General features: G+C 60.1%; 24 protein-coding genes. 9 read left to right on the plus strand and 15 right to left on the minus strand.

Features of this window, described 5'->3' with window-relative positions; translation table 11 throughout:
• On the minus strand, positions 1-417 hold the full coding sequence (gene fos / locus ACZZ0D_RS17485; RefSeq protein ID WP_463553883.1) for a fosfomycin resistance glutathione transferase: 417 nt from the start codon (positions 415-417) through the stop codon (positions 1-3).
• Positions 418-715: 298 nt separating this feature from the next.
• On the opposite strand from fos, the gene ACZZ0D_RS17490 reads away from it, so the two are divergent.
• A complete protein-coding gene (locus tag ACZZ0D_RS17490; protein WP_463553884.1) occupies positions 716-955 on the plus strand; it encodes a CopG family ribbon-helix-helix protein in 240 nt (79 codons plus the stop codon).
• 15 nt (positions 956-970) lie between these two features.
• Here the strand turns inward: ACZZ0D_RS17490 and ACZZ0D_RS17495 are convergent, their stop codons facing one another.
• On the minus strand, positions 971-1,900 hold the full coding sequence (locus ACZZ0D_RS17495; protein WP_463553885.1) for a LysR substrate-binding domain-containing protein: 930 nt from the start codon (positions 1,898-1,900) through the stop codon (positions 971-973).
• 77 nt (positions 1,901-1,977) lie between these two features.
• On the opposite strand from ACZZ0D_RS17495, the gene ACZZ0D_RS17500 reads away from it, so the two are divergent.
• Positions 1,978-2,463 carry a DMT family transporter gene (locus ACZZ0D_RS17500; RefSeq protein ID WP_159814233.1) on the plus strand — a complete coding sequence of 162 codons (486 nt, stop codon included), beginning with the start codon at positions 1,978-1,980 and terminating at the stop codon, positions 2,461-2,463.
• A gap of 89 nt (positions 2,464-2,552) precedes the next feature.
• Here the strand turns inward: ACZZ0D_RS17500 and ACZZ0D_RS17505 are convergent, their stop codons facing one another.
• The 4 genes from ACZZ0D_RS17505 to ACZZ0D_RS17520 form a co-directional block, all read right to left on the minus strand.
• Positions 2,553-3,884 carry an MFS transporter gene (locus ACZZ0D_RS17505; RefSeq protein WP_159814235.1) on the minus strand — a complete coding sequence of 444 codons (1,332 nt, stop codon included), beginning with the start codon at positions 3,882-3,884 and terminating at the stop codon, positions 2,553-2,555.
• 171 nt (positions 3,885-4,055) lie between these two features.
• Positions 4,056-4,982: a hydroxymethylglutaryl-CoA lyase gene (locus tag ACZZ0D_RS17510; protein ID WP_463553886.1), complete on the minus strand. Its 927-nt coding sequence runs from the start codon at positions 4,980-4,982 to the stop codon at positions 4,056-4,058.
• A complete protein-coding gene (locus ACZZ0D_RS17515) occupies positions 4,979-6,172 on the minus strand; it encodes a CaiB/BaiF CoA transferase family protein (protein ID WP_463553887.1) in 1,194 nt (397 codons plus the stop codon). Before ACZZ0D_RS17515 ends, ACZZ0D_RS17510 begins: the two co-directional genes overlap by 4 nt.
• 228 nt (positions 6,173-6,400) lie before the next feature.
• The gene (locus ACZZ0D_RS17520; RefSeq protein ID WP_053117982.1) at positions 6,401-7,303 is read right to left on the minus strand and encodes a LysR family transcriptional regulator; all 903 of its coding nucleotides are present in this window, start codon (positions 7,301-7,303) and stop codon (positions 6,401-6,403) included.
• Between the two features lie 222 nt (positions 7,304-7,525).
• On the opposite strand from ACZZ0D_RS17520, the gene ACZZ0D_RS17525 reads away from it, so the two are divergent.
• Positions 7,526-8,770 carry an aminotransferase class I/II-fold pyridoxal phosphate-dependent enzyme gene (locus tag ACZZ0D_RS17525; RefSeq protein ID WP_463554818.1) on the plus strand — a complete coding sequence of 415 codons (1,245 nt, stop codon included), beginning with the start codon at positions 7,526-7,528 and terminating at the stop codon, positions 8,768-8,770.
• Positions 8,771-8,785: 15 nt separating this feature from the next.
• On the plus strand, positions 8,786-9,952 hold the full coding sequence (locus ACZZ0D_RS17530; protein WP_463553888.1) for an MFS transporter: 1,167 nt from the start codon (positions 8,786-8,788) through the stop codon (positions 9,950-9,952).
• Here ACZZ0D_RS17530 and yiaY read toward each other — a convergent pair.
• A complete protein-coding gene (gene yiaY, locus ACZZ0D_RS17535; protein ID WP_053117976.1) occupies positions 9,949-11,097 on the minus strand; it encodes an L-threonine dehydrogenase in 1,149 nt (382 codons plus the stop codon). The two genes, ACZZ0D_RS17530 and yiaY, sit on opposite strands and share 4 nt — an antisense overlap.
• Positions 11,098-11,253: 156 nt before the next feature.
• Here yiaY and ACZZ0D_RS17540 point away from each other — a divergent pair, with 156 nt between their 5' ends.
• A complete protein-coding gene (locus ACZZ0D_RS17540) occupies positions 11,254-12,273 on the plus strand; it encodes a DUF4917 family protein (protein WP_463553889.1) in 1,020 nt (339 codons plus the stop codon).
• Between the two features lie 186 nt (positions 12,274-12,459).
• Here the strand turns inward: ACZZ0D_RS17540 and ACZZ0D_RS17545 are convergent, their stop codons facing one another.
• A complete protein-coding gene (locus tag ACZZ0D_RS17545) occupies positions 12,460-13,002 on the minus strand; it encodes a helix-turn-helix domain-containing protein (RefSeq protein ID WP_159814246.1) in 543 nt (180 codons plus the stop codon).
• 106 nt (positions 13,003-13,108) lie between these two features.
• Between ACZZ0D_RS17545 and ACZZ0D_RS17550 the strand changes: the two genes are divergently transcribed.
• A complete protein-coding gene (locus ACZZ0D_RS17550; protein WP_008076855.1) occupies positions 13,109-13,891 on the plus strand; it encodes an aldolase in 783 nt (260 codons plus the stop codon).
• 23 nt (positions 13,892-13,914) lie between these two features.
• Entirely contained in the window at positions 13,915-14,796 is an 882-nt protein-coding gene (locus ACZZ0D_RS17555; RefSeq protein ID WP_463553890.1) for a dihydrodipicolinate synthase family protein, read from the plus strand.
• A gap of 136 nt (positions 14,797-14,932) precedes the next feature.
• On the opposite strand, the gene ACZZ0D_RS17560 is transcribed toward ACZZ0D_RS17555, so the two are convergent.
• From ACZZ0D_RS17560 to ACZZ0D_RS17570, 3 genes are all read right to left on the minus strand, one after another.
• On the minus strand, positions 14,933-15,277 hold the full coding sequence (locus tag ACZZ0D_RS17560; RefSeq protein WP_159815797.1) for a YegP family protein: 345 nt from the start codon (positions 15,275-15,277) through the stop codon (positions 14,933-14,935).
• 172 nt (positions 15,278-15,449) lie between these two features.
• The gene (locus tag ACZZ0D_RS17565) at positions 15,450-15,755 is read right to left on the minus strand and encodes a ribbon-helix-helix domain-containing protein (protein ID WP_053117936.1); all 306 of its coding nucleotides are present in this window, start codon (positions 15,753-15,755) and stop codon (positions 15,450-15,452) included.
• Between the two features lie 13 nt (positions 15,756-15,768).
• On the minus strand, positions 15,769-16,350 hold the full coding sequence (locus ACZZ0D_RS17570; RefSeq protein WP_463553891.1) for a DJ-1/PfpI family protein: 582 nt from the start codon (positions 16,348-16,350) through the stop codon (positions 15,769-15,771).
• A gap of 269 nt (positions 16,351-16,619) precedes the next feature.
• Between ACZZ0D_RS17570 and ACZZ0D_RS17575 the strand changes: the two genes are divergently transcribed.
• The gene (locus ACZZ0D_RS17575) at positions 16,620-17,510 is read left to right on the plus strand and encodes a DMT family transporter (RefSeq protein WP_212545246.1); all 891 of its coding nucleotides are present in this window, start codon (positions 16,620-16,622) and stop codon (positions 17,508-17,510) included.
• Positions 17,511-17,682: 172 nt separating this feature from the next.
• On the opposite strand, the gene ACZZ0D_RS17580 is transcribed toward ACZZ0D_RS17575, so the two are convergent.
• The 4 genes from ACZZ0D_RS17580 to ACZZ0D_RS17595 all read right to left on the minus strand — a co-directional run bounded on the left by ACZZ0D_RS17580 (position 17,683) and on the right by ACZZ0D_RS17595 (position 21,275).
• Positions 17,683-18,900: a class I SAM-dependent methyltransferase gene (locus ACZZ0D_RS17580; RefSeq protein ID WP_463553892.1), complete on the minus strand. Its 1,218-nt coding sequence runs from the start codon at positions 18,898-18,900 to the stop codon at positions 17,683-17,685.
• Between the two features lie 244 nt (positions 18,901-19,144).
• On the minus strand, positions 19,145-19,762 hold the full coding sequence (locus ACZZ0D_RS17585; RefSeq protein ID WP_159815848.1) for a TPM domain-containing protein: 618 nt from the start codon (positions 19,760-19,762) through the stop codon (positions 19,145-19,147).
• Positions 19,763-19,795: 33 nt separating this feature from the next.
• Positions 19,796-20,551, minus strand: coding sequence for a TPM domain-containing protein (locus ACZZ0D_RS17590; RefSeq protein ID WP_053117926.1), 756 nt, complete (start codon positions 20,549-20,551; stop codon positions 19,796-19,798).
• Positions 20,552-20,666: 115 nt separating this feature from the next.
• On the minus strand, positions 20,667-21,275 hold the full coding sequence (locus ACZZ0D_RS17595) for a LemA family protein (RefSeq protein WP_463553893.1): 609 nt from the start codon (positions 21,273-21,275) through the stop codon (positions 20,667-20,669).
• A 262-nt stretch (positions 21,276-21,537) separates the two neighbouring features.
• Between ACZZ0D_RS17595 and bglX the strand changes: the two genes are divergently transcribed.
• Positions 21,538-23,829, plus strand: coding sequence for a beta-glucosidase BglX (bglX, locus tag ACZZ0D_RS17600; protein ID WP_463553894.1), 2,292 nt, complete (start codon positions 21,538-21,540; stop codon positions 23,827-23,829).
• The last annotated feature ends 19 nt before the right edge of the window (positions 23,830-23,848 follow it).

The raw sequence follows: 23,848 nt of genomic DNA on the forward strand, positions 1-23,848 counted from the left end.
TCACTGCCCGTCGTAAAAACGCATACCGGCGTACGGTTTCCGCCGACACGCTGCGAGTCGCGAGGCCAGATCGCCGACGTGAGCTTCGAGTTTGTGGCCATCAGGATCGAGAAAATAGAACGACGCACCTTCGCTGCGGTTATCGCGCCATTCCCGCACGTTTGCTGCTTTTAGCGTTTGTACAAAAAGCGCAAAATCCGCAGCGTTGAGGCTGAAGGCGTAATGGGTGTAGTCGGCGCCCGGCTCGCTAGTGCGTAATGGATCGAGCGACAGGCACAGCCACAGCCCCGGAAGCGAAAGATAGGCACCGTCGTCCCACGTCGCCTCGACGCGCAACTGCAATACGTCACGATAAAACGCCAGACTGCGGTTCAGATCGCTGACGGCGAGGGTCAGGTGGTTGAGGCCGGTGAGCATCGGTACGATAACCTCTGAGGTATTCGGGAGTAACGTCGTCAATTACAGCCCACTGAACCCATTTGGCAAAACATAAGCATTGCCGTCGTAGCGCAGTGTTGTCAGCACTGGTTTGGCTTCACGTCCCGCTCCTTGATGACTGTTCAGCCGCGCACTATCCCCTCCTCTTTCGACGGATTCAACTGAAGTAATCGCAACCCACATTCGCAATTACTTGAGTCAAGGCAGCACCAGAGATAGCTCCGCCCCGCGCAAAGCTGTAGCGTCGTGAATTGCCTACGACTACAGCGAGAGCGTTATGCCTGTCATTTCTTTACATCTTCCAGATGAAATCGCTGACGCACTAACCGACCTCGCCAAAGCAACGGGGCGCAGCAAATCTAGCTTGGCAAATGACGCCTTGAGTGAGTATCTGGAGCGCGAAACCTGGAAAACTGCGCAAATCCAGCAAGCGATAATAGAGGCCGATGCTGGAGATTTCGCCTCCGCTGCAGCAGTTGAAACCATCACTGCAAAGTGGAGTGGCAATACGCGTTAATCAGTAACGGCACAATCAAGATTTCCAGTCTGTGGCGTTTTCCTCGTCCCCCTCCTCAATCTTCCGATTCAACCAATTCAACGCCTGATCCCCACCCCGTCGCTTGTGCCAAGCCAGCACAAACGTAAACGGCGGAATATCAAACGGTGGCGGCACAACAATCAAATCCCCATGCCCCAAATCGCGCACGCTGCGCGATGACACGGTGAGAATCAAATCCGTGCCACTGATCAACTGCGGCGCGACGTTCCAGTGCGGCAGGCTGATCGCGACGCGACGGCGTTCGCGCAGTGTCGTCAGGGCTCGCTCGATTTCCGGTGTGCCACTGCCGCGCATTTCCAGCAAGACGTGCGGGCGCGACAGGTAGGTGGGCAGATCGAGCACGCCGTTGGCCGGCAAGGTCTGGCGGTCGAGCAGGCAGACGTAGCGTTCTTCGAACAGCAGCGTGCTGCGCAATTCGTGGGGCATTTCCGGGAAGACGCCGGCGGCGAGGTCGATATCGCCATTGAGCACGCCTTCGAGCATGCCTTCGCGGCTGGCGTGGCTGATTTGCAGGTCGATGCCCGGCGCTTCGCGGCGCAGGGTTCGGATCAGATCGGGGAGAATGATCGCCGCGCCGTAGTCCGACATCGCTACGCGAAAGGTGCGTCGGGCGCTGGCCGGATCGAAGGTGTTTGGTGCCAGCAGCGATTGCACTTGGGCCAGCGCTTCGGCGAGCGGCGCGACCAGTTCCAGCGCTCGCGCGGTGGGCGCCAGGGTTGCGCCGGCGCGCACCAGCAGCGGGTCGCCGAGCAAATCGCGCAGACGCGCCAGCGCATGACTGACCGCCGGTTGGCTGAGGTGCAGGCGCTCGGCGGCGCGGGTGACGTGCTGCTCGCTGAGCAAGGCGTCGAGGATCACCAGCAGGTTGAGATCGATGCGGCGCAGATCATTCATCTGATGCATGTTCTGGATGACGAAACGGAATTTAAATCTGCGCGACGAATACTCTAGAGTCCAGCAAAACCTGTTGGAGAATGATCATGAGTACGTTGCAGTGGGCCGGTTTGTTGGCGTTGGCCGCGTTTGCCGGGGCGGTGGTGCCGTTTCAGAGCGCGATCAACAGCAACCTGGCGCGCGGATTGGGCCATCCGCTGTGGGCGACGTTGGCGTCGTTGTTGGTGAGTGTGCTGGTGTTGTTGCCAGTGATTTTGGCATTGCGGCTGCCGCTGCCGTCGCTGGCGTTTATCAGCAAGGCGCCGATGTGGATGTGGGCCGGTGGCGCGTTTGGGGTTTGTTTTGTCGCGCTGGCGGTGGTGTTACTGCCTAAGCTCGGGGCTTCGGGGTTTGTGGCGTTGGCGCTGGCTGGGCAGGTGCTGGCCTCAATGCTGCTGGATCACTTTGGCTTGTTTGGGTTGGTGGAGAAACAGCTGACATTGCCTCGGCTGTTTGGCGCGGTGTTGTTGATTGCGGGGGTGGTGTTGATTCAGTTTGGCAACTCGCCGGGAAGAGTTTTGGCACCGCAATAAAGATCAAAAGATCGCAGCCTTCGGCAGCTCCTACAGGATTGGATTCGCACTCTGTAGGAGCTGCCGAAGGCTGCGATCATTTCAGCGGTTCAGTACTTATCGAGCGTGCGCAATTTCTGCGGCAACCCCCACAGCAACAACGCCGCTGCGATCAACGCCGCCACGCCAATGACATACAGCGCTGGCGTGGTGCTGCCGGTGAGATCCTTGATCCGCCCGACCATCACCGGGCTGACGATGCCGCCGAACTGCCCCAGCGTATTGATCACCGCGATCCCGCCCGCCGCACCTGCGCCGGCACCGGCCAGCAACTTCGGTGGCAGCGTCCAGAAGCTTGGAATAGCGGCGATGATGCCGGCGCCGAGCAAGCCGAGGGCGACGATCAGGAACGTGGTGTGATCGGCGAAAATCCCCGCACTGAAGAACCCGATCGCACCTACCACCACCAGCCCCGCGACAAACTTGCGGCGCTCGCCGGTTGCGTCCGACAACCGCCCGATCACGATCATGGTGATCGCACCGCAGATGTACGGAATGGCGGTCAGCAGACCGATCATCACCGGGCTCTCGGTGCCCGCGCTGCGGATCAGTTGTGGCGCCCAGAAATTCAGTCCGTAAGACGCGACCTGAATCAGAAAGTAGATCAGCCCCAAGGTCAGAAAACCCGGAATCCGTAGCGCCGCCAGCAATGAGCCGCCGCTCTTGTGCGGTTCGTGATGGGCGATACGGCTGGACAGCAATTTTTTCTCGTCAGCGGTCAGCCAGTGCGCGTCCTCGATGCGATCCTTGAGAAGCGTCAGCACTAGAAACCCTAGGCCGATGCACGGCAGACCACCGAGTAGAAACAGCCAGTGCCAGCCACGCATCTGCATCACACCGTCGAGATGTTCGAGTACCAGCCCGGAGAACGGTGCGCCGACCAACCCGGCGAATGCAGAGGCAAGAAACAACAGGGAAGTGATGCGTCCACGGAAGTGCTGCGGGAACCACAGCGTCAGGTAATACAACACGCCCGGCGCAAAACCGGCTTCCATCGCGCCGATCAAAAAGCGCAGCGCGTAGAACTGCCATTCGCTGGTGACGAAGACCATCAGCGCCGTCGCCACGCCCCACGACATCATGATCCGCGCGATCCAGCGGCGCGCGCCGACCTTGTAGAGCATCATGTTGCTCGGCACTTCGAACAGCACGTAACCGACCACGAACAGCCCGGCACCGAGGCCGTAAGCGGTGTCGCTCAGGCTCAGGTCGGCTTGCAGCTGGAACTTGGCGAAGCTGATGTTGATGCGGTCGAAAAAGGCGAACAGGTAGCAGACCATGATTAGCGGCATCAGACGCCAGGCGACTTTGCTGACCAGGGCTTTTTCGGCGTCGTGATCGACAGACGAGCTCGCGCCCGCCTCCATTACATTGAGGCTCATAGCTTTTCTCCAGGCGGACTGCCGGTGGGCGTCCGATTGTTTTTGTTGTCTGGTTTGGTTTTTTAACTGTAGGAGTGAGCCTGCTCGCGATGGCGATGGATCAGTCGACATCCGTGCTGGATGACAGACCGCAATCGCGAGCAGGCTCACTCCTACAGGGGAATGATGTGATCAGGTGGGGATCGGGTGTAGGTCGCAATTGCGCCCGGCCTTGGCCAGTTGGCCGGGGACTTCGTGGCCGAGGAGGTCTGGCAATCCGCGCGAGAGCTTCAACAGCAGCGGCAAGTCGATGCCGGTATGAATGCCGATTTCATCGCACAAATTCACCAAGTCTTCAGTGCAAATATTGCCCGACGCCCCCGGTGCAAACGGACAACCACCGAGACCGCCCAGCGCTGCATCGAAACGTCGCGCTCCTGCCTCGTAAGCCGCCAGCACGTTGCACAACCCCAAACCTCGGGTGTTGTGGAAATGCAGGGTCAGATCCGCCGTCGAAACCCGCTGCAAAACCCGCCGTACCAAGCGTTCCACCTGACGCAGATTGGCCATGCCAGTGGTGTCGGCGAGGGTGATGCCTTGAATGCCCAGTTCCTGATAAGCGTCGACAATCTGCAGCACGCGATCCTCGTCAATCTTGCCTTCGAACGGGCAACCGAACGTCGTCGCGATACTGCCGTTGAGCCGCACGCCCGAGCCATCGGCAAAAGCAACAATGTCGGCAAACGCCGCCAGCGAATCCTCGCAACGCATGCGCATGTTGGCGAGGTTGTGCGTCTGGCTGGCGGACATCACCAGATTCAGCTCATCGGCACCGGCCTCCAGTGCGCGCTGCGCGCCTTTGAGATTGGGGATCAGCGCGACGTAAATCACCTGCGGTTGACGCTGAATGCCTTGGAACACCTGCTCGCCATCACGCAGCGCCGGAATGGCTTTCGGCGACACAAACGAGCCGGCTTCGATGCGGCTGAAACCCGCCAGCGACAGTTGATCGATGAGCGCGATTTTGTCGACGGTTTCCACCCACGTCGGCTCGATCTGCAAGCCGTCGCGAGGCGAGACTTCCTGGACGATCAAGGTTTGCGAATAGTCGGAAATCATTGCACTACTCCCTGGTTTTTCAGGCGTTCGATGTCGAGTTCAGTCAGGCCGAGACCGGCGAGAATACCGTCGGTGTGCTGGCCGAGTGTCGGCCCCGACCAGTTCACGCCACCGGGGGTTTCCGAGAGTTTCGGCACGATGCCGGGCATCTTCACGGTTGCGCCGCCGGGCAGTTCGGCGTCGAGCAGCATGCCGCGCGCCTGATAGTGCGGATCGGCGACGATGTCGGCCACCGAATAGATGCGCCCGGCCGGGACTTCGGCAGCTTCGAGGGCGGCGAGCACGTCGTTGATCGGTAGGCTGCTCGTCCAGTGAGTGATCGCGGCGTCGAGCATGCCACTCTTGGCCGCACGGCCGTCGTTGTGGGCGAATTCTTCGGCGTCAGCCAGATCATCGCGACCGATGGTTTGCATCAACCGCTTGTAGATCGGATCGCTGTTGCCGGCGATCACCACGTAAGCGCCGTCAGCCGTAAGGTACGTGTTGGACGGTGCAATGCCCGGCAACGCACCGCCGCTGCGTTCGCGAACGTGGCCGAGCATGTCGTATTCCGGCACCAGACTTTCCATGACGTTGAACACGCTTTCGGCCAGCGACACATCGACGATCTGCCCGCCGCCCCGCCCGGTTTTGACCCGCAGCAGCGACATCAACGCGCCGATCACCGCATGCAAGGATGCCAGCGAATCGCCGAGGCTGACACCGACCCGCGCCGGTGGCGAACCGGGGGTGCCGGTGGTGTAGCGGATACCGCCCATCGCCTCGCCGATCGCACCGAAACCGGGGCGATCACGGTAGGGGCCGGTCTGGCCATAACCGGAAATGCGCACGAGGGTGAGGTTGGGATTGAGCGCGTGGAGCACGTCCCAGCCGAGGCCGAGTTTTTCCAGCGCGCCGGGGCGCAGGTTTTCGATGATCACGTCGGCGTCGGTCGCCAGTTGTTTGACCAGTTCGATGCCTTCCGGGGATTTCAGATTGAGCGCCAGCGACTGCTTGTTGCGCGATTGCAGGTACCACCACAGCGACGTGCCTTCGTGCAGCTTGCGCCATTTGCGCAGCGGGTCGCCCTGACCCATGGCTTCGATCTTGATCACCTCGGCGCCGAACTCGGCAAGCATGCGCGCGGCGAACGGTCCGGCGATCAGGGTGCCGATTTCGATCACTTTGATCGCACTCAGGGGGGCAGTCATCGCGGGGTACCTCTTATTCTTGGAATATGCGGGCAAGACTAGAGGCCTGATGGTGAAGGAATCCAACCTTCGTTCGGCAAAGGGCGTTCGCGAAATGCGAACGCACCACCCCTGTAGGAGCTGCCGAAGGCTGCGATCTTTTGATCTGTTGTTTCAAGGGCAAGATCAAAAGATCGCAGCCTTCGGCAGCTCCTACAGGGGGGTTCGGCCACGCAGATGATTGGAATATCAGCCGCGCAAATGCTCAAACAACAACCGGCTCACCGGCGACAACCCCGCCTCATCGCGCACCACTACAATCAACGCGCGATCCGACCAGTCATCGGTCAACGGCACCGCGTGCAGCCCCAGCGCCTGGCCGAACAACTCATACGCCCGCTGCGGCAAAATTCCGATGCCCATGTTGGCCTGCACCATCCGGCACACCGCATCAAACCCCGGCACATGAATGCGAATGCGCAGCACCTTGCCCGCCTGCCGCGCCGCCGCGTGGGTGCGCATGTTGATCGAACTGGCCGCGTGCAACCCGACGTAATCACTGTCCAGCGTTTCGGCAAAAGCTACGGATTCACGCGCGGCCAACGGATGCTCCGGCAACATCACCACCACCAGTTTGTCCTCGCGGTACAACACGCTGTGCAGGCCCTTGATGTCACTGTCGTTGGAGCAAATACCGAGATCCGCGACGCCATCGAGCACGCCCTGAATCACCCCGGCACTGGGCCGTTCCTCAAGGTCAGTCTTGACCTGCGCATGCCGCGCGGAAAAGTCGCGCAAGTCTTCCGGCAGAAACTGAATGATCGCTGACAGGTTCGCCAGCATCCGCACATAGCCGCGCACACCGTGGCTGTGCTCGCCCAGCTCCAGGCCCATCTTCTCGACGTTAAACAACATCTGCCGCGCATGGTGCAGCAGCGTTTCCCCCGCCGGCGTCAGCGTCATGCCCTTGGCCTGGCGCACGAACAGGCTGATGCCCAGCGCTTCTTCCAGTTCCATCAAGCGCTTGCTCGCCGCCGACACCGCGATGGCTTCACGCGCGGCGGCGCGGGTCAGCGTGCCCTCTTCATGCACGGCGACAAACAGTTGCAGGGTGATCAGGTCGAGGCGGCGAATCAGGCTTTTTTGCAGCATGGAAGGCTCGCTGGCGGGGACATTCGAGTCGGCAGGATAGCCCGGTTTTCGTTGAAGTCAGACATGTGATTAATCCGCCAACGTTCATGGCTTCGCCCTACAAACAAAACTCTTTTGCCTCTCAGGATTCGCGGAATCGGCCTATTTTTGTCCGACTTTTCGCTCTGTAAAGTCTGGCAACACACACAAATTGCAACACCCATGGATCGCTACGCTCAAGGAATGTCGCCTGTGAATCTTCCGTTGCACACCCCGAATCTGTATTCCAATTTCCGCAAGATCATTGCCCTCGCCGACTACGATTGGGACATCGCCGAACAGGGCAAAGTCGCCGGCCTCAATGTCGAAGTAAAAAGTCCGAATCACTTGCTCGATCAGTACGGGCGTGAATTCCATCACTTCTGCACGACCTCTTATCTGGGGCTCGATCATCACCCGGCCCTGCTCGAGGGCGCCATCGCTGCCCTCCGTGAAACCGGCAGTTTGCGCGTCGCAAATTCGAAGAACCGCTGCAAATTGGCGATTCTCGAGCAGTACGAAAACGAGTTGTCGCAACTCTTTGATACGGTCTGTCTGAGCACTTTGTCTTGCAGCGCCGCCAGCGCTGGAATCCTGCCGTTGCTGGCCAGCGGCATCTTCACCGAAGGTCAGCCGCCGGTGATGGTCTTCGACCGCCACGCGCACTACTCGATGAATCATTTGAAAGCTGCGTGCGCCGATGAGACCCGCGTGGTCACCGCGCCGCACAACGACATGGATTTTCTCGAACGCGCCTGCCAGCAACACGGTCGCGTGGCGTATGTCGCCGATGGCGCGTACAGCATGGGCGGCGTCGCCAACATGGAAGGTCTGTTGTATCTGAAGGATCGCTACGGGCTGTTTCTGTATCTGGATGATTCCCATGCGTTGTCGGCGGTCGGTCAGCACGGCGCCGGGCTTGTGCGGCCACGGGTGGCGGCGCTGGAAGAGGACTGCCTGATCGTCGCGTCGCTGGCCAAGTCGTTTGGCGCCAGCGGCGGTTTGGTAATGCTGGGCAATGAGCGGCAGAAAACCCTGATCCAGCGTTACGGCGGGCCGAGCAACTGGTCGCAGAGTCTCAACTGCGCGGCGATCGGTGCCGGCAGAGCGTCGATCCGCCTGCATCGCAGCGCCGAATTCGCCGCGCTGCAAAGCAACCTTCAGGCTAATATTCGCCTCTTCGACAGCCTGATCAGCACCGATCAATGCCACAGCAACATGGCCATCCGCTTGATCAAATGCGGGCAGGCAGCGGTAGCCAATCGAGTGGCCAGCGAACTGGCCGAACAGGGTTTTTTCACCAGTGCGGTGTTTTTTCCGGTGGTTGCACAAGGTAAGGCAGCCATCCGCATTACGCTGCGCGCGGACATGCCGCCAGCACTGATCCGCCGCTTCTGTGAACTGATCACCGAGCTGTTGCGCACCCACCGCTGTGATCTCGACGACTGAAAACAGGGACGAATCATGAACGCCAGCGTCACTCTCCTGATCACCTGTAGCACGGTTTTTCTTGCCCAGTTGGGCATGAGTATTTATTTGCCGGCGCTGCCGGAAATCGCCCGCTATCTGGCGGCGGAACCTGCGCAGGTGTCGTGGGGCTTGTCGCTGTACCTGATCGGCATGGCGCTGCCGATGTTGTTCTGGGGCAGTCTGGCCCAGCGCATCGGCCGCAAACCGGTGTTGCTGGCGGCGCTGGCGATTTACGGCCTGGCCAATCTGGCCTTGCCGCTGGGTTCGACGCTTGAGTGGTTTTTGCTGCTGCGACTGCTGCAAGGCGTCGGCGCCAGCGGTATTTCGGTGATGGCGCGGGTGCTGATCCGCGACAGCTTTCGCGGCGATCTGCTGGCCAAGGCGTTGTCGTGGATTTCGATCTCGTTCGTAGTGGCGCTGGGCATCGGCCAATACCTGGGCTCGATCATTGAGGTGACGCTGGGCTGGCCGGCGATTTTCTACCTGCTCGGCGTGGTCTGCCTGGTGATGGCGCTGATCGTGTCGCGGGTGGCGTTCCCTGCAGTCGCCGACGAACCGGTCAGCGCTTCATCGTGGTCGGCTTATCGGCAGATTCTGCTGCATCGGGCATTTCTTTTGCCGGCGCTGGCCGGTGGTTTGGGCTACGGCGTGATCATTGCGTTCAACACTGCGGGGCCACTGATTTTGCAGGGGCCGTTCGCCTGGTCGACGGTGGATTACGGTTTGCTCGGCTGGCCAATCAGCGCGGCGTATTTTCTGGGTGCGGTGGCGGTCAATCACTTCGTGTTGCGCACCGGTCAGGCGTGGTTGATGACCGTTGGCGTCGGTCTGGTGCTGGCCGGTAGCGGCGTGATGTTGCTGGGCAGTCTGGCGGCCAGTTCCATCGCGCTACTGTTTTGGCTGCCGTATTGCGTGGCGGTGTTCGGGCAGTCGTTGAACTACCCGATCAGCCTGTCACGCGCCAACGATGGCGCGCCGATTGCCGGTGCTTATGCGATGGCGCTGAGCGGTTTTATCCATCAATTGATGGCGGCGATCATTGGCGCGATGGCCAGTCTGATCGCCAGTCCACAAGCCTGGCCATTGTCGCTGCTGTGCACGTTGCTGGCCGTCGGCGCGATGCTTTGCGTAAGGTTTGCGCCGGGGGATGGCAAGCGTTAGAAGGCGTTGCGGAAGATTTCCTCGATCTGCCGTTGATCCGCCGCGCGCGGGTTGGTAATGCCGCAGGCGTCTTTCAGTGCGTTGGTGGCGAGGATCGGGATGTCGCTGAGTTTGGCGCCGAGTTCGCGCAGACCGCTCGGGATGTCGACGTCTTTGGCCAAGGTGCGGATCGCGGTGATCGCCGCTTGCGCGCCCTCCTCGGCGCTGAAACCACGAATGTCGGCGCCCATCGCGTGGGCGACATCGGTCAGGCGATCGGCGCAGACCAGCGCGTTGAAAGTCTGCACATGCGGCAGCAACACCGCGTTGCACACGCCGTGGGGCAAGTCGTAGAAACCGCCCAACTGGTGCGCCATCGCGTGCACAAAACCGAGCGAGGCGTTGTTGAAAGCCATGCCGGCGAGGAACTGCGCGTAGGCCATGTTTTCCCGTGCGGCGAGATCTGTGCCGTCGCGCACGGCCAGGCGCAGGTTGTTGCTGATCAGGGTGATTGCTTTCAACGCGCAGGCGTCGGTGATCGGGTTGGCGGCGGTCGAAACGTAAGCCTCGATGGCGTGGGTCAATGCGTCCATACCAGTCGCGGCGGTCAGGCCTTTGGGCATGGCGACCATCAGTTCCGGGTCGTTGACCGATAGCAGCGGCGTGACGTTGCGGTCGACGATGGCCATTTTCACGTGGCGCGATTCGTCGGTGATGATGCAGAAACGGGTCATCTCGCTGGCGGTGCCGGCGGTGGTGTTGATCGCGATCAGCGGCAGTTGTGGCTTGCTCGATTGATCAACACCTTCGTAATCACCGATTTCCCCGCCGTTGGTCGCACACAGGGCAATGCCCTTGGCGCAGTCGTGGGGCGAACCGCCGCCCAGCGACACGACGAAATCGCAGCGGGTTTCCTTGAGCAAACCCAGCCCGGATTCGACATTGGCGATGCTCGGATTCGGTTTGGCGCCGTCGAAAATCACCGAATCGATGTCCTGCATGGCCAGCTTCTCGGCGACCATCGTCGCCACGCCGGCCTTGGCCAGCCCCGTGTCGGTGACGATCAGCGCTTTGCGAAAACCGTAGTTGCGGATCGCGACCATGGCTTCGTCGAGGCAGCCGTTGCCCATGATGTTTACCGCCGGAATGAAAAAGGTGCTGGTCATGCGCGCGTCTCCTGACAGGGGCCGAATCGACTGCTGCGATTCAGCGGATAAGCACAGCATCGACCGATCGGTCAGCGCCGATGTTGATCTGGCTCAATGCCCGCTCGTGATAAAGTCGCCGCCCATCAGCCCCTATGTTTTGAGACCGCCTACGCAATGACCGATTTTCTGGATGTCGACGCCAGCCTTGAAGACTGGAACACCCTGCGCGCCGCGACCGATTTCAACGGCCTGCTGGTGGGCAATGGCGCCAGCCGCGCGGTGTGGGACGATTTCGGCTACGACTCGCTGTTCGAAAACGCCCGCACCGTCGAAGAGAAACCGTTGAGTGCCTCGGAACTGGCGGTGTTCGACGCCATGCAGACGCGCAGTTTCGAGCAGGTGCTCGGCGCGCTGAAAACCACCAGCCGGGTCAACAAGGCGCTGGCCGTCAGCTCCGCCGCCCCGCGCAATCGCTACTACGCCATCAAAGAAGCGCTGATCAACACGGTGCACGCCGTGCACATTCCGTGGCGCCTGGTGAAAGCCTCGACGCTGGCGACGCTGAATGAAGAACTGGCGCGCTATCGCACAGTGTTCACCACCAATTACGACTTGCTCAACTACTGGGCGCTGCAACACCAAAGCGATGCCATCGACGACCTGTTCAACGGCGCCAACGCGAGTTTCGATCTGGCCGAAAGCGCCACTGACAAACCGCGTTTGCTGTACCTGCACGGTGGCCTGCACCTGGTGCGAAATCAGGACGGCACCGCGCGCAAACTGACCTCGACCGAGGGCACGCTGCTCGGCAGCTTCGCGATCAACAATACGATCAAGACGCTGGATGACGTGCCGCTGTTCGTCACCGAAGGGCCGAGTGCGGACAAGCTCAAAACCATTCGCAGTTCGGATTATCTGTCGTTCTGTTATGAGCAATTGCTCGGGCATGGCGGCGGTTTGTGCATCTTTGGCCACGCGTTGGCCGAGCAGGATGCGCACATTGTGCGGGCGCTACGCTTGGCGAAACCGAAGACTGTAGCGATCTCGATCTATCCGCGCAGTGCGGCGTTTGTGCAGCACCAGAAGCGGCACTACGCGCAGGTGTTTGACGGGACGGGGGTTGAGTTGCGGTTTTTTGATGCGAAGACGCATGCGCTGGGCAGTCCGAAATTGTCGGTGCCGGTCGAGGTTTGATGTAAGCCGCACCGACGCCTTCGCGAGCAAGCCCGCTCCCACATGTGAATCGCATTCCCCTGTGGGAACTGCCTTGCCAGCGATATCGTTGAGTCAGTCAGCATCAATCGCTGGAGAGCCAGTTCGCACATTTGGAATGCATTCCCCTGTGGGAGCGGGCTTGCTCGCGAAGCTTTTGGGGGCGCCTCAATCCTCAGCGCTGTGCACCACCACCAGCAACTGCGCCTGCACCTCCCCCACCGACCGGATTCGGTGCGGTTTCTGTGCATTGAAGTGCAGCGCGTCACCGCGTTGCAGCAGCACTTTCTCGTTCATGAAATCCACTTCAACTTGCCCTTCGTGAACGAACAAAAACTCCTCGCCCAGATGCTCCTTGAAGGTCTTGTCGCTGAATTCGCTCGGCGGATAGATGATGAACGGCAGCAAATTGCGCTCGCTGACCTGATGCGCCAGCACCGCATAACCCGGGCTCTGATCGTTTGCCGCCAATGACTGCCGCTCGTGGCTGCGTACCAGGCTGTAGCTGTCGAGGCTGACGTTGTCTTCCGAGAACAATTCCTCGACCTTCACGTTCAGCGCTTTCGCCAGTTTCAACGCGGCGGCAATCGACGGGGTGTTCAGCCCGCGCTCGACTTTCGACAGATAACTCTTGGTCATGCCGGATTTTTCGGCCAGTGCCTCAAGGGTTACGCCAAGTTTTTTTCTCAATAATTTCAAACGGATAGACATGCGCAGCGGTTATTCCATCAAGGAAGCGACGATTTGTGCTTGCCAATGACACTTTGTGTCATATAGCCTCTTTCGTGTCATTTGCAATCCCCCAAAGGACACAGACATGGCCAAGACATTAGCACTACCCAAAGACCAACTGGTCAAGCAAGCGCTGACCCAGATGCAAAAAAGCCTCGCGGATAATACGTGGACAGACCGGCAAAAGCTGGCTTTGACTTGCCGGATTCTTTTCGAAAATGGTCACGACTCCGGCCTGGCCGGACAAATCACTGCCCGTGGCCCGCAGCCCGGCACCTATTACACTCAGCAACTGGGCCTGGGTTTCGACGAAATCACCGCGAGCAACCTGCTGCTGGTCAACGAGGATCTGGAGGTTCTCGAAGGTCACGGCATGGCTAACCCGGCCAACCGTTTCCACAGCTGGGTGTACCGCGCTCGCCCGGACGTGAACTGCATCATCCACACCCACCCGACGCACGTTGCCGCGTTGTCGATGCTGGAAGTGCCGCTGCAGATTTCGCACATGGATCTGTGCCCGCTGTACGACGACTGCGCGTTTCTCGAAGGCTGGCCGGGCGTGCCGGTGGGCAATGAAGAAGGCGAGTTGATCGCCGGTGCGCTGGGCGACAAACGCGCGATTTTGCTTTCGCACCACGGTCAGCTGTCGACCGGCACGACGATTGAAGAGGCGTGTGTCATCGCCCAATTGATCGAACGCGCGGCGAAGTTGCAGCTGCTGGCGATGGCGGCAGGCACGATCAAACCGATCATCCCCGCGCTGGGCCGCGAAGCCCATGACTGGATCGCCAAACCGAAACGCCACGCCGCCGCCTTCAACTATTACGCTCGGCAGAACCTGCGCCAACACGCCGATTGCCTGAACTGAAACCTCATTACGGAGACGCTCCCATGTCCAACATTCACGGCATCATCGGCTACACCATCACCCCGTTCAGTGCCAATGGCGAAGGGCTCGATCTGCCAGCACTCGGCCAATCGATTGATCGCTTGATCGCCAGCGGCGTCCACGCCATCGCGCCATTGGGCAGCACTGGCGAAGGCGCTTACCTGAGCGATTCGGAGTGGGATCAAGTCGCCGAATTCAGTATCAAGCACGTGGCCAAACGTGTACCGACCATCGTCAGCGTGTCCGACCTGACCACCGCCAAAGCCGTGCGCCGCGCTCGCTTCGCCGAAGCCCATGGCGCCGACGTGGTGATGGTGCTGCCGGCCTCGTACTGGAAACTCACCGAAGCGGAAATCCTCGCCCACTACCGCGCGATTGGCGAGAGCATCGGCGTGCCGATCATGCTCTACAACAACCCGGCCACCAGCGGCACCGACATGTCGGTCGATCTGATTCTGCGCATCGTCAATGCCGTGGAAAACGTGACCATGGTCAAGGAGAGCACCGGCGACATCCAGCGCATGCACAAACTGCAATTGCTCGGCGAAGGTCAGGTACCGTTTTACAACGGCTGCAATCCACTGGCACTGGAAGCGTTCGCGGCCGGGGCGAAGGGCTGGTGCACGGCAGCGCCGAACCTGATTCCGCAGTTGAATCTGGATCTGTATGAAGCAGCGATGGCGGGCGATCTGGATCGCGCGCGGGATCTGTTTTATCGCCAGTTGCCGCTGCTGGACTTCATTCTGAAGGGCGGCTTGCCGGCGACGATCAAGGCCGGGTTACGCCAGACCGGGCTGGAAGTGGGTGATCCACGCCTGCCGGTATTTGCATTGAGCGCGGCAGGCCAGACCCAACTACAAACAATCCTGAAAACCCTGCGCTGATCCCCCGGCAATCAAAACCCCTGTAGGAGCTGCGGCACGCTGCGATCTTTTGATTTTGATCTTCTAAAAATCAAGATCAAAAGATCGCAGCGTGCCGCAGCTCCTACAGGGGATTTATGGTGGATTTAAAATGGGGTTAAAGGACAGGCAGGGTTTTGTCCTTGATGGCTTTTGTCGGCCCGTTCGCCTTGACGCTGGCGATGCCTTTATCGCACGCCGCATCCGATGAATACGCCTCGCTGCTGCCAATAATCTGATGGTTGGCCGCCTTGAGGTTGAAGTACGGATGGCCGTCCTTCGTCGATTTTTTCTCGTAACGGTCATCCAGCGCGCTGTTGGTTTGCACCGAGGCGATGCCGCCTTCGGCCGCCGCGCGAGTGGTGTACAGCTCGCTGGTCAGAATCGTTTCGGCGTTCGCCGCTTTCAGGACGAACCTGAACTGGCCGTTGCTGCTTTTACTCAACTCGTACCATCCGGACATGCTCGTTTCTCCTGGGCAATTAAGAGATTTCGCGCTTCAGAGTAAAGACCAGCCAAGCGTATCTGTCGCCTATACCGGCCCCATCGCGGGCAAGCCCGCTCCCACAGGGTTCGAGGCACACACGATACCTGTGGGAGCTGGCTTGCCAGCGATAGGGTCAACCCGGTCTGGACTATTTCACTTGCGCCCGCACCACCGACAACTCCGGCGCACTCACCCGCCGCTGACTCAAATACCGCGTACAACTCACCCGCAAGAACGACGCAAAATTCACCACCTCCCCGCGATAATCCATCACCTCTTCATACAGCTTGGCGATCAATTGGTTGGTGGTCATGCCGTCGACCTCGGCGATCTCGCTGAGGATGTCCCAGAACTGATTCTCCAGACGCAACGTCGTCACCACGCCGCAGATGCGCAGCGAGCGCGAGCGTGATTCGTAGAGAATCGGGTCGGCCTTGACGTAGAGCTCGCACATCGGCGAATCCTCGTTACAGGGTGATTTTAGTGCCGAGCAAGCCGAGGAAACCGGCCAGCCAGTTCGGGTGCGCCGGCCATGCCGGGGCTGTGGCCAGATTGCCTTGAACGTGGCCATCCGTCACGGCGATGTCGATGTACGTACCGCCCGCCAGTCGCACTTCCGGGGCGCAGGCCGGATAGGCGCTGCACTCACGACCTTCGAGCACGCCGGCCGCTGCCAGCAACTGAGCACCGTGGCAGACCGCCGCGATCGGTTTGCCAGCCTTGTCGAAGGCGCGCACCAGGTCGAGGACTTTTTCGTTGAGGCGCAGGTATTCCGGCGCCCGACCGCCGGGGATCAACAGCGCGTCGTAATCGCCTTCGCTGACCTTGGCGAAGTCGAAGTTGAGGGCGAACAGGTGACCGGGTTTTTCGCTGTAGGTCTGATCGCCTTCGAAATCATGGATCGCGGTGCGTACGGTTTTACCGGCTGCCTTGTCCGGGCACACGGCGTGGACGGTGTGACCAACCATTTGCAGGGCCTGGAACGGCACCATCACTTCGTAATCTTCGACGTAATCGCCGACCAGCATTAGAATCTTTTTCGCGGCCATGGGGAGGACTCCTCTGGGAAATGCTTGGGAGTGTTCAAGGTAGACCTATTCGACAGTGACGGGTAACAACGGGCTACTACCGGGTTAACGCCATCGCGAGCAGGCTCACTCCTACAGGGGAACGCATTTCAAATGTAGGAGTGAGCCTGCTCGCGATGGCGCCGGCAAACTGTACGGATAAGTGAGTGCCTAGCTGTAACACCCCGAAATTCGCGGATTATGGCTAGATGAGGACACCTTCCAATTCTCTACGATCCTGGTCTCCCCTCATGTCCTCGCGCGAAAACACCGGCATGGCCCTCGGCCTGCTCGGCGTGGTGATTTTCAGCCTCACCCTGCCCTTCACCCGCATCGTGGTGCAGGAACTGCATCCGCTGCTCAACGGCTTGGGTCGCGCGTTATTCGCGGCGATTCCGGCGGCGATGCTGTTGTTGTGGCGCCGTGAGAAGTGGCCAACGTGGCAGCAAGTCAAAGGCCTGAGCCTGGTGATCGCCGGGGTAATTCTCGGTTTCCCGGTGTTGTCGGCGTGGGCCATGCAAACGCTGCCGGCGTCGCACGGGGCATTGGTCAACGGTTTGCAGCCGCTGTGCGTGGCGCTGTATGCCGCGTGGTTGTCTCATGAGCGTCCGTCAAAAGCCTTCTGGGCCTGCGCCGCGTTGGGCAGTGCGTTGGTGCTCGGTTATGCGTTGTACACCGGGGCTGGGAGTATTCAGGCGGGGGATTTGCTGATGCTCGGCGCGATTGCCGTGGGTGGGCTGGGTTATGCCGAGGGCGGCCGGTTGGCCAAGGAGATGGGCGGCTGGCAGGTGATCTGCTGGGCGCTGGTGCTGTCGACACCGTTGTTGATCGGGCCGGTGGTTTACTTGGCGCTGCAACATCACGGCGCGGTGTCGGCCAAGGCTTGGTGGGCGTTTGGCTATGTTGCGCTGTTTTCGCAGTTTCTTGGATTCTTTGCCTGGTACGCCGGGCTGGCGATGGGCGGGATCGCTCGGGTCAGTCAGATCCAGTTGTTGCAGATCTTCTTCACCATCGCGTTTTCGGCGCTGTTCTTTGGCGAGCACGTCGAGCCGATTACCTGGGTGTTTGCTTGCGGGGTGATTGCGACCGTCATGCTCGGGCGCAAAACCACGGTGCAACCGGCCCGCATTGCCACCGTATGAACGGTTGAACGGTTGAACGGTTGAACGGTTGAACGGTTGAACGGTTGAACGGTTGAACGGTTGATTATGTAGGAGCTGCCGAAGGCTGCGATCTTTTGATTTTGTTTTTAAGATCAAAAGATCGCAGCCTTCGGCAGCCCCTACAGGATGTTTATTCCAAGGCAGATGGCCGTCAGGAGAGGTAACCGTCGGCGCGCAGCAGGGTTTCCAGGCAGTGTTCGCTGATGTGATAGAACGCTTTCAATTCTTCAATCTTCACCAACAGCTGAGCCGGATCGACCGGCTCGGCGCGTTTCACCGCGAGAATCATCTTGTTCTTGTTGGTGTGATCGAGCGAGATGAACTCGAACACCTTAGTCTCGTAACCGCATGCTTCCAGGAACAGCGCACGCAAACTGTCAGTAACCATTTCTGCCTGCTGACCAAGGTGCAAACCGTATTGCAGCATCGGCTTGAGCGGCGCCGGGCTCTGGATTTGCAGGCGGATCTGTTTGTGGCAGCACGGCGAGCACATGATGATCGACGCCCCCGAACGAATGCCGGTGTGGATCGCGTAGTCAGTGGCGATATCGCAGGCATGCAAAGCGATCATCACGTCCAGTTCGCTCGGCGCCACGCTGCGCACGTCACCGCACTTGAACACCAGCCCCGGATGATCAAGCTTCGCCGCGGCGGCGTTGCACAGGTTGACCATTTCTTCGCGCAACTCGACGCCGGTGACTTCGCCCTCGGCCTTCAAGGTGTTGCGCAGGTAATCGTGAATCGCGAAGGTCAGATAGCCCTTGCCCGAGCCGAAATCCGCGACGCGCACCGGTTTGTCCAGCGCCAGCGGCGAGGTGGTCAGCGCATGGCTGAACACTTCGATGAACTTGTTGATCTGCTTCCACTTGCGCGACATCGCCGGGATCAGCTCTTGCTGCGCGTTGGTCACGCCCAGATCCTTGAGGAACGGTCGGCTCAACTCAAGAAAGCGGTTTTTCTCTCGGTTGTGCTCGGCGGACGGTGCTTCACGCAATTGCTGAGGTTTGCTCTTGAACAGCGAACTCTTGCCCTTTTTGCTGTATTCGAGCTGAGCTTCGTCAGTCACAGCGAGTAAATGCGCATTTTTGAACGAGGCCGGCAACAGCGCGGCAATCGTCGCCACGCCTTCGCTCAGCGGCAGGTTTTTGGTGATGTCGCGGGTTTTGTAGCGATAGACAAAGGACAGGTTCGGCTGCGCTTTGACGGTGACCGCTTTGATGATGACCCGCTGCAGCTCCGCCTCTTCACCGACGTACTTGGCCAGCACCAGTTTAATGAAGCCGTTCTGCTCGAGGCTGGTTTGCAGCAGCTCGATGAACTGGGCGTGGTGATCGGGCGCAGGCTTGGTGGACGGGGCGGTAACGGACATGAAAAAGCGGCCTCGGACGGGCGAAATCGGGAATGGCGGGTATTTTAGGGGGGATGGGGGTTGGGGACACGCTCTTATTTACCGAACGGCACAATCCATTGTGGCGAGGGGATTTATCCCCGCTCGGCTGCGCAGCAGGCGCAAAATCTGAATGTCTGCTTTGATTGACACATCGCATGGGGCCGCTTCGCAGCCCAACGGGGATAAATCCCCTCGCCACAGGGGACTGCTGAGCCTGGGAGAATCAGGCCAACACCACCAACCGATTCGGCAATTCATTGCGCACCTGCGTCACCGGCACATGCACTTTGAGCAATTCCCCACACGCCTCAATGCACGTCACAAACCCTTCCAGTGTGCGCCCCTGCCGCACCTGCTCGGTAAACGCCGCGACAATCACATCCCAGCTCTTGTTATCCAGCCGCTTGGAAATCCCCTCATCCACCAGAATCTCCACATACCGCTCCGCCTCGCAGACAAAAATCAGCATCCCGGTGCTGCCCACCGTGTGATGCAGGTTCTGTTCGAGAAACTGCCGTCGCGCCAGGTTCGACGCCCGCCAATGGCGCACGCGACGCGGGATCAAATGCGTGGTGATTTTCGGCAAACGAAACAGCAGGCACAGCACGATAAACGCGCCCCACTGCACCAACAGCAGGCTGTGCATGGTCAGCCAGCCGGTCAGGTAGTGCACGACGCCCGGCACCACCAGCGCCAGCAAACTCGCCCACAGCAGCGGGATGTACGCGTAATCGTCGGCGCGGGCAGCCAGCACCGTCACCAGTTCGGCGTCGGTGTCGCGCTCGACCCGGGCAATCGCTTCGGCGACTTTGCGTTGTTCGTGTTCGGTCAGTAATGCCATATTGAAAAGTGCCTGCTCATTATTCTTTTAATGTCACCAGCCGCCGGACGATCCACCGCCGCCGAAACTGCCCCCGCCGCCGCTGAAGCCCCCGCCTCCACCGCCGCCGCCACCAAAACCTCCACCGCCAAAGCCGCCGCCTCCGCCACCACCGCCCCGGCCGGCGGGCAGGATACCGAGCATCTGGAAGACAAACACGGTCAGGATGAACAACATCACCAAAAATACGAACAAACCGGGATGCCGCGAGATGAAATCATCGGACGGATCACCGCTCGATTCATACACCGTCGACGGCTCGTCCAGCGGATTGCCGCCGAGCACCACCAGCATCGCCGCGACGCCGTCGCTGATGCCTTTGCTGAAGTTACCGGTCTTGAACGCAGGCGTGATGACTTGATGGATGATCACTGACGACTGCGCATCGGTCAGCCGATCCTCCAGACCATAACCGACTTCGATGCGCAGTTTGCGCTCGTCACGGGCGACGATCAGCAGCGCGCCGTTGTTTTTGTCCTTCTGGCCGATGCCCCAGTGCCGGCCGAGCTGAACGCCGAAATCCTCGATGGTGGTGCCCTGCAGATCCGGCACAGTGACGACGACCAATTGCTCGCCGGTCGCCTGCTCGTGGGCCTGCAACTGCTGGCCCAGTTGCGCGCGCACCGACGGCTCGATCATCTGCGCTTCGTCCACCACCCGCCCGCTCAGCGCCGGGAACGTCAACTCGGCCCGAGCGCTGAGGGCGAATACCCACAACAGCAACACCAGCCCCATCTTCAACACGCGCATCTATTACCCCCACCAATCCCTGTAGGAGCTGCCGCAGGCTGCGATCTTTTGATCTTGTTCTTACGGTCAAAATCAAAAGATCGCAGCCTTCGGCAGCTCCTACACAGGTGTGTTTTCAGAATTTGACCTGGGGTGCCTTATCGGCATCTGGTGTGGTGGCTTCGAAGGTTTCGCGGATCGGCAGGTCGCTGTACATCACGCTGTGCCAGAGGCGACCGGGGAAGGTGCGGATTTCGGTGTTGTACTTCTGCACCGCCAGAATGAAATCGCGGCGCGCCACGGCGATGCGGTTTTCCGTACCCTCAAGTTGCGATTGCAGGGCGAGGAAGTTCTGGTTGGCCTTCAGATCCGGATAGCGCTCGGAGACCACCATCAAACGGCTCAACGCACCGGTCAGTTGATCCTGCGCCTGCTGGAACTGCTTGAGCTTCTCGGGATTGTCGAGGGTGCTGGCGTCGACCTGAATCGACGTGGCTTTCGCCCGCGCTTCGATTACGGCGGTCAGGGTTTCCTCTTCATGCTCGGCGTAACCCTTCACCGTTTCCACCAGATTGGGGATTAGGTCGGCGCGGCGCTGGTACTGGTTCTGCACCTGGCCCCACGCGGCTTTGGCCTGTTCGTCGAGGGTCGGGATATTGTTGATGCCGCACGCGGTCAACAGCGTGGCCAGCATCAGCAGGGTGACGACCTGCAAACGCGAGCGATTGGTTGGGCTTACATTCATCGCAGTGATGCTCCTTGGCACATTTCATTATAAAAACCGAGCGCGAAACACTCTGCGCCGGCTCTTGGGGCATAATCGGCCGCGCCGCTGGATTACGACGCGCCAATGGGCTAAAAAGTGCCCTGCGCGATCACGCTGCCGCAGTGTCGGCTGTCGTTTTTGGCTCTGGTTTTTTGAGCCTGCACCCGAACAACAATAGTCGCTCCCTAAATTTTGGCTGGCCGGCGTTGCATCGCCGCTTGGGCCCTTGAGAAAAAAATTCATGAAGAAGCTGTGTTTGCTGGGTCTGTTCGTCAGCCTGGCCAGTCATCAAGTATTGGCCGCCACGACCCCGGTACCCCTGGAAAACAAGGACGCGTTCATCAGCAACCTGATGAAGCAAATGACCCTCGACGAGAAGATCGGCCAGTTGCGCCTGATCAGCATCGGCCCGGAAATGCCTCGTGAGTTGATCCGCAAAGAGATCGCCGCCGGCAACATCGGCGGCACGTTCAACTCGATCACCCGCCCGGAAAACCGCCCGATGCAAGACGCGGCGATGCGCAGCCGTCTGAAGATCCCGATGTTTTTCGCCTACGACGTGATCCACGGTCACCGCACGATTTTCCCGATTCCGCTGGCCCTCGCCTCGAGCTGGGACATGGACGCGATCGGCAAATCCGGCCGCGTCGCTGCCAAAGAAGCCGCCGCCGACAGCCTCGACATCACCTTCGCGCCGATGGTCGACATCTCCCGCGACCCGCGCTGGGGCCGCAGCTCCGAAGGTTTCGGTGAAGACACCTACCTGACCTCGCGCATTGCCGGCGTCATGGTTCGTGCCTATCAGGGCGCCACCCCGAGCGCGGCCGACAGCATCATGGCCAGCGTCAAACACTTCGCCCTGTATGGCGCGGTTGAAGGCGGTCGCGACTACAACACCGTCGACATGAGTCCGGTGAAGATGTACCAGGATTACCTGCCGCCGTACCGCGCCGCGATTGATGCCGGCGCCGGTGGCGTGATGGTTGCGCTGAACTCGATCAACGGCATTCCGGCCACCGCCAACACCTGGCTGATGAACGATCTGCTGCGTCGCGACTGGGGCTTCAAAGGCCTGGCGGTCAGTGACCACGGCGCGATCTTCGAACTGATCAAACATGGCGTCGCCCGCGACGGTCGTGAAGCGGCGAAGCTGGCGATCAAGGCCGGCATCGACATGAGCATGAACGACACCCTCTACGGCAAAGAGCTGCCGGGGCTGCTCAAGTCCGGCGAGATCGAACAGAAAGACATCGACAACGCCGTGCGTGAAGTGCTCGCGGCCAAGTACGACATGGGCCTGTTCAAGGATCCGTACCTGCGCATCGGCAAGGCTGAAGACGATCCGACCGACACCTACGCCGAAAGCCGTCTGCACCGCGCCGAGGCCCGCGACGTCGCGCGTCGCAGCCTGGTACTGCTGAAGAACCAGAACGAAACCCTGCCACTGAAGAAAGACGCGAAAGTCGCGCTGGTCGGCCCGTTGGCCAAGGCGCCGATCGACATGATGGGCAGTTGGGCAGCGGCGGGTAAACCGACGCAATCGGTCACCCTGTTCGACGGCATGAGCTCGCTGATCGGCAACAAGGCGAACCTGATCTACGCCCGTGGCGCCAACATCACCAGCGACAAGAAAGTGCTGGATTACCTGAACTTCCTCAACTTCGATGCGCCGGAAGTGGTCGATGACCCGCGCCCGGCTAACGTGTTGATCGACGAAGCGGTCAAAGCGGCCAAGGATGCTGACGTGATCGTCGCGGCTGTGGGCGAATCCCGTGGCATGTCCCACGAATCGTCCAGCCGAACCGACCTGAACATCCCGGAAAACCAGCGTGAGCTGATCCGCGCGTTGAAAGCCACCGGCAAACCGCTGGTGCTGGTGTTGATGAACGGCCGCCCGCTGACCATTCTCGAAGAGAACCAGTCGGCTGACGCGATTCTGGAAACCTGGTTCAGCGGCACCGAAGGCGGCAACGCCATCGCTGACGTGCTGTTCGGCGACTACAACCCGTCGGGCAAACTGCCGGTGACCTTCCCGCGTTCCGTGGGCCAGATCCCGACGTACTACAACCACCTGAGCATTGGCCGGCCGTTCACGCCTGGCAAACCGGGCAACTACACCTCGCAGTATTTCGATGACACCACCGGGCCGCTGTTCCCGTTCGGTTATGGCCTGAGCTACACCCATTTCGCCCTGAGCGACATGGCGCTGTCGTCGACCACCCTGAACGCCACCGGCAAGCTCGACGCCAGCGTCATGCTGAAAAACACCGGCAAGCGTGACGGCGAAACCGTGGTGCAGTTGTACATTCAGGACGTTACCGGCTCGATGATCCGTCCGGTCAAAGAACTGAAGAACTTCCAGAAAATCATGCTCAAGGCCGGCGAACAGAAAGTCGTGCACTTCACCATCACCGAGGATGACCTGAAGTTCTACAACGCCCAGCTCAAATACGCGGCCGAGCCTGGCAAGTTCAACGTACAGATCGGCCTGGATTCGCAGGACGTCACACAGCAGAGCTTTGAACTGCTGTAACCCCAGCAACACTGCAAAA

It is taken from the genome of Pseudomonas sp. AC193 (genome assembly GCF_979258075.1).